Here is a 4621-nt window from a genome sequence, read left to right as displayed (position 1 = left end):
GTCGTCGAGCCAGACGAGGTGCTTGACGGGATCGAGCCGCAGCGGGCCGATCGCGAGCGTCGTCTGCGCGCGGCCCGCATGGCGGCGGTTGACCGCGCGGATGCGGGCGAGCAGCTCGTCGAGCTCGAACGGCTTGACGAGATAGTCGTCCGCGCCGCTGTCGAGGCCGGCGATGCGGTCGGGCACGCCGTCGCGTGCGGTGATGATGATCGCGGGGAGGTTTTCGTCGCGGCGGCGCAGCGCGGCGAGCACGGACAAACCGTCGCGGTTCGGCAGCCCGAGATCGAGCAGCAGCAGCCCGTAGCCGGTCGCGCGCAACGCCAGCGACGCGGCGTCGCCGTCCTTCACCCAGTCGACCGCGAAGCCTTCCTGTTTGAGGCCCTGTTCGAGCCCGCTGCCGATCAGCGGATCGTCCTCGACGAGCAGTACGCGCATGAGTTCGTGTCTCTTCAACGGGGGCGCCGTGGCGCCCGGGATTCCCATGATAAGCGTACGCGTCTTAGGCCAAGCTTAAATGCGCGCGGTGCGCGGCGCGGTTTTCGTACTCGTCCAATGCGGCACCGTGTCACTTCGGCATGCCCTTCAGGTTTGCTTAATCTTACGGTCCGTAATCTGGCGCCGTCGCGTTCAACGGAGCGCGGCGCCACATCGAAGAAGAGGACCGAGATCATGAAACACCTGGCCAGAATCCTGGCGGTTGCGCTCGTCGCGCTGCCTGCCGCCGTCTATGCGCAATACACGGGGCCGTCCGCGCTGACCACGACCACCGTGAAGGAGCTGCTCGCCAACGGCAAGGATGACCAGCACGTGCAGTTGCAGGGGCGCATCGTCAAGCACGTCGGCGGCGAGGATTACGAGTTCGCCGACGCCACCGGCACGATCCGCGTCGAGATCGACCACAAGCTGTGGGCGCCGGGCCAGCCCGTCAGCGACAAGAACGAAGTGAAGCTGACCGGCGAATTCGAGCGCAAATGGTCGGGCCGCGTGAAGGTCGACGCCGATCACGTCGAAGTGCTGCGCTGACCGGTGGGCGCGGAGCCGGTGATACCATGGACGACCGGTTCCCGTTCCCACCAAGATGGCCGCCAATTTCGACGAACTCGCGTCCCGGATCCGGGCGCAATTTTCCGAGCTGAGCCCGCAATTCCAGGCGGGCGCCGCCTTCCTGCTCGATCATCCCGACGAAGTCGCCACGTCGTCGATGCGCAAGGTCGCGCAGCGCGCGCAGGTCCAGCCTGCGTCGCTCGTGCGGCTCGCGCAGCAATTCGGCTTTCCCGGCTGGAACGAGCTGCGCGACCTGTGCGTCGCGCGTGTGCGCACGCGGCCCGAGCCGCTCACGCAGCGCGCGCGCTCGCTCGTACGGCCCGACGCGAAGGCGTCGCTCGCGCACGATCTGCTCGCCGCGCAGCAGCACAACCTGTCGGCGACCGCCGCGCAGAACGAGCACGCGCTCGCCGATGCCGCGAAGCTGATCCGCAAGGCATCGCACGTGCACGTGGCGGGGTTTCGCTCGTGCTATCCGGTCGCGTTCGGTTTCGTCTACGGCTACCGGCTGTTTCGTCCGACCGTGTCGCTGCTCAACGGCGTCGCCGGTTCGCTCGAAATGGAGTTGCGCACGATCGCGAAGCAGAGCGTGACCGTGATCGTCAGCTTCGCGCCGTATTCGGCCGAGGCGACGCGTGTCGCGCAGGCGGCGAAAGCGCAGGGCAGCAAGATCGTCGCGATCACCGACAGTGCGGTATCGCCGATCGCGCTGCACGCGGACGCGCAACTGATCTTCACGCACGACAGCCCGTCGTTCTTTCCGTCGCTGGTGGCCGCGCATGCGATGGCCGAGACGCTGGTCGCGCAGTTGCTGGCGCTCGAAGGCAGCGACGCGATCGCGGCGCTCGAGCGGACCGAAGCGGAACTGCACGCGAAGGGCGCGTACGTCGTTTGACGTGCGCGGCACGTGCGGCTTGTTGGACCCACTTTCATTGACTACCCGACGTAACCGATGACGTTGACCTATGCAGTGACCGACGCGGCGGACGCGGAGGTACGCAAGCAGATCGTCGCACCGCTCGTCCGCTTCAACGAAAGCCAGGCCGGCCCGGTCGACTTCCGGCCGCTGGCCGTGATCGTGACCGACGCGGCCGGCGCGGTGGTCGGCGGCCTGTGGGGCGGCACGGCGTTCGGCTGGCTGCATGTCGACCTGCTCGTCGTGCCCGAGTCCGCGCGCGGTCAGGGCGCCGGCACGCGCATCATGGATCTGGCCGAACGAGAGGCCGTCGCGCGCGGCTGCCACAGCGCGTGGCTCGACACGTTCGACTTCCAGGCGCGGCCCTTCTACGAGAAGCGCGGCTATGTCCGCTTCGGCGAGCTGCCCGATTATCCGGTCGGGCACACCCGCATCTTCCTGACGAAGAAACTCGCCGGCTGAGCGGCGCCGCGCGGCACGGTTGACGATGCCGACGGCCGTCGCCTACGATACCGGGCAGCGATGCAGGTCGCTTCCGGGTCCGCGGAAAGGGTTCAACCCACCTGTCGCGGCAAATCCAGTCTTCCCCATCCTTCGTGCTGGCGGTATTGCGGACCTTCGGCCATCCATGCACAAGGATTCGCATGAAAAAGCTGCCTCCCGACGCTCATCCCGATCATCTGAAAAAGCAGGCCAAGGCATTGTTGCGCCTGTACCGGCAGGGAGATGCCGGTGCCGTCGCGCGCTTCGTCGCATCGCTGCCGGCCGCCGCGCATCGCACGCATGACGAAACGCTCGCGCTCGGGCTCCGCCTGCACGACGCGCAGTCCTGCATCGCACGCGAGTACGGCTTTGCTTCATGGGCCGATCTCGGCGCGTTCGTCGAAACGCATGCGCTCGCGCGGCAACCGCGCGCGCTGTTGAGCCGGCGCTGGCTCGACCTCGCCTACGGCGCCGACGTGACCGGCGGCTTCGGCGCGGCCCGGCCGCGCGTCGCCGCGCAACTGCTGCGCGATCATCCCGAACTCGTGTCGGCGGACCCGGCGATTGCATGCGCGGCGGGCGATCTCGACGCGGTGAAGGCGGCGCTGGCCGCCGATCCCGGCTGGATCGCGCGCGCCGGCGGTGCGCTGAAGTTGCCGCCGCTCGTCGCCGTCACGCATTCGCGGCTCGGGCAGCTTCCCGAATTCGCAGTCAGGCTGCGTGCGTGTGCGCGCCATCTGCTAGATGCGGGCGCCGATCCGAACCAGCGGATCGGCAACCGGTATCCGCCGGCCTCGCTCGCCGAGCCCGACGCGTCGGAACCGTTGTCGGCGCTGTATGGCGCCGCCGGCGTCAATCGCGATCCGGCGCTCACCGCGATGCTGCTGGAAGCCGGCGCCGATCCGAACGACGGCGAATCGTTGTATCACTCGGTGGAGAATCCGGCGTGTACGCGTCTGCTGCTCGAGCACGGCGCATGGGTGGGCGGGACGAATGCGTTGCGGCGCGCGCTCGACGTACCGGACGCGGCCGCGCTCGAGTTGCTGCTCGCGCACGGCGGTGACCCCAACGAACCGGCCGGCGAAGGACCGACGAAGACGTGGGGCGCGCCGTTGCTGCGCGCGATCGCCGTGCGTTGCCCGGCGCGCCATGTCGCCGCGCTGCTGGAAGCCGGCGCCGACCCCCGCGCGCGGACCGCGGCGGGCGTCAGCGCGTACCGGCTCGCGATGCAGGCCGGGTTGTCCGACGTCGCTGCGCTGTTGCGCGCCGCCGGAGCCGAGGAGACGCTCGACGCACAAGATGCGTTCGTGGCGGCCTGCGCGCGCGCCGATGCCGACGACGCACGGCGCATTCAGGCGAAGCATCCCGAGCTGCCCGGTGCGCTGTCCGACGACCGGCTGCGGCTACTGCCGGACGCCGCCGCGTGGGGCTCGCGTGATGCGGTGAAGGTAATGGTGGAGCTGGGCTGGCCGATCGCCGCGCGAGGCGGCGACTGGGACGCGAGCGCGCTGAATCACGCGGTGTTCCGCGGCGATGCCGAACTTCTGGCGTTCCTGCTCGCGCGCGGCGCAAGCTGGCGTGAGCTGCACGGATTCGGCAGCGACGCGCTCGGTACGCTGTCCTGGGCGTCCGTCAACGAACCGGAGGGCGTCGGCGATCCCGACTGGGAAGCGTGCGCGCGCGTGCTGATCGCGCACAGCGTGCCGCAAGCGGTGCGCGATCCGTCGAATCCGGATGGCGTGCTGATCGACGGTCGCGCGATGCGGTTCTCCGAGGCCGTCGCCGACGTGTTGCTCGGCATCGACGGCGGGGCGTCTGCATCGACGTAAATTGACGCGAGCGGCCCGGCGCGGTGGCCTGCATTCGGCTTTGGCGCGCGTTCTTGCGGGTTGCGCGGCGACATTTCGGCAAACGCTGAAACGTCGCGTGCACGACCGGCGTAAGCTCACCGTCAACACCTTCCCGGAGTTCACGATGACCCGTTCCGACCAGCAAGCCCGCCACGCCGAAGCTTTCCGCGCGCTGCACACGCGCCCCGGCGCATTCATCATCCCGAACCCGTGGGACGCCGGCACCGCGCGACTGCTCGCGATGGCCGGCTTCGAGGCGCTCGCCACGACGAGCGCCGGCTACGCGTTTTCGAAAGGGCGGCCCGATAACGCGATCGACCGCGACGCG

6 protein-coding genes are annotated in these 4621 nt (G+C 69.1%); 5 read left to right on the top strand and 1 reads right to left on the bottom strand.

Annotation, left to right across the window (positions count from 1 at the left end; all coding sequences use genetic code 11):
• Positions 1–435: response regulator (locus JMF90_RS25050; RefSeq protein WP_201325554.1), on the bottom strand; the 435-nt coding region annotated here is incomplete at its 3' end.
• A gap of 234 nt (positions 436–669) precedes the next feature.
• On the opposite strand from JMF90_RS25050, the gene JMF90_RS25045 reads away from it, so the two are divergent.
• From JMF90_RS25045 to JMF90_RS25025, 5 genes are all read left to right on the top strand, one after another.
• The gene (locus JMF90_RS25045; protein WP_027808067.1) at positions 670–1023 is read left to right on the top strand and encodes a YgiW/YdeI family stress tolerance OB fold protein; all 354 of its coding nucleotides are present in this window, start codon (positions 670–672) and stop codon (positions 1021–1023) included.
• A gap of 55 nt (positions 1024–1078) precedes the next feature.
• On the top strand, positions 1079–1939 hold the full coding sequence (locus tag JMF90_RS25040) for a MurR/RpiR family transcriptional regulator (RefSeq protein ID WP_027812727.1): 861 nt from the start codon (positions 1079–1081) through the stop codon (positions 1937–1939).
• Between the two features lie 57 nt (positions 1940–1996).
• Positions 1997–2422 carry an N-acetyltransferase gene (locus JMF90_RS25035; RefSeq protein ID WP_012339644.1) on the top strand — a complete coding sequence of 142 codons (426 nt, stop codon included), beginning with the start codon at positions 1997–1999 and terminating at the stop codon, positions 2420–2422.
• A gap of 182 nt (positions 2423–2604) precedes the next feature.
• Positions 2605–4272: an ankyrin repeat domain-containing protein gene (locus tag JMF90_RS25030; protein ID WP_078041577.1), complete on the top strand. Its 1668-nt coding sequence runs from the start codon at positions 2605–2607 to the stop codon at positions 4270–4272.
• 145 nt (positions 4273–4417) lie between these two features.
• The coding region (locus tag JMF90_RS25025) for an isocitrate lyase/phosphoenolpyruvate mutase family protein (RefSeq protein ID WP_201325553.1) at positions 4418–4621 on the top strand (204 nt) is incomplete at its 3' end.

Origin of the sequence: Burkholderia sp. E168m23, from assembly GCF_016586125.1 — a bacterium.
GTDB classification, from domain to species: domain Bacteria; phylum Pseudomonadota; class Gammaproteobacteria; order Burkholderiales; family Burkholderiaceae; genus Burkholderia; species Burkholderia orbicola.
Note: the sequence above shows the minus strand (reverse complement) of the source record. Positions and strands in the feature narration are given on the sequence as shown.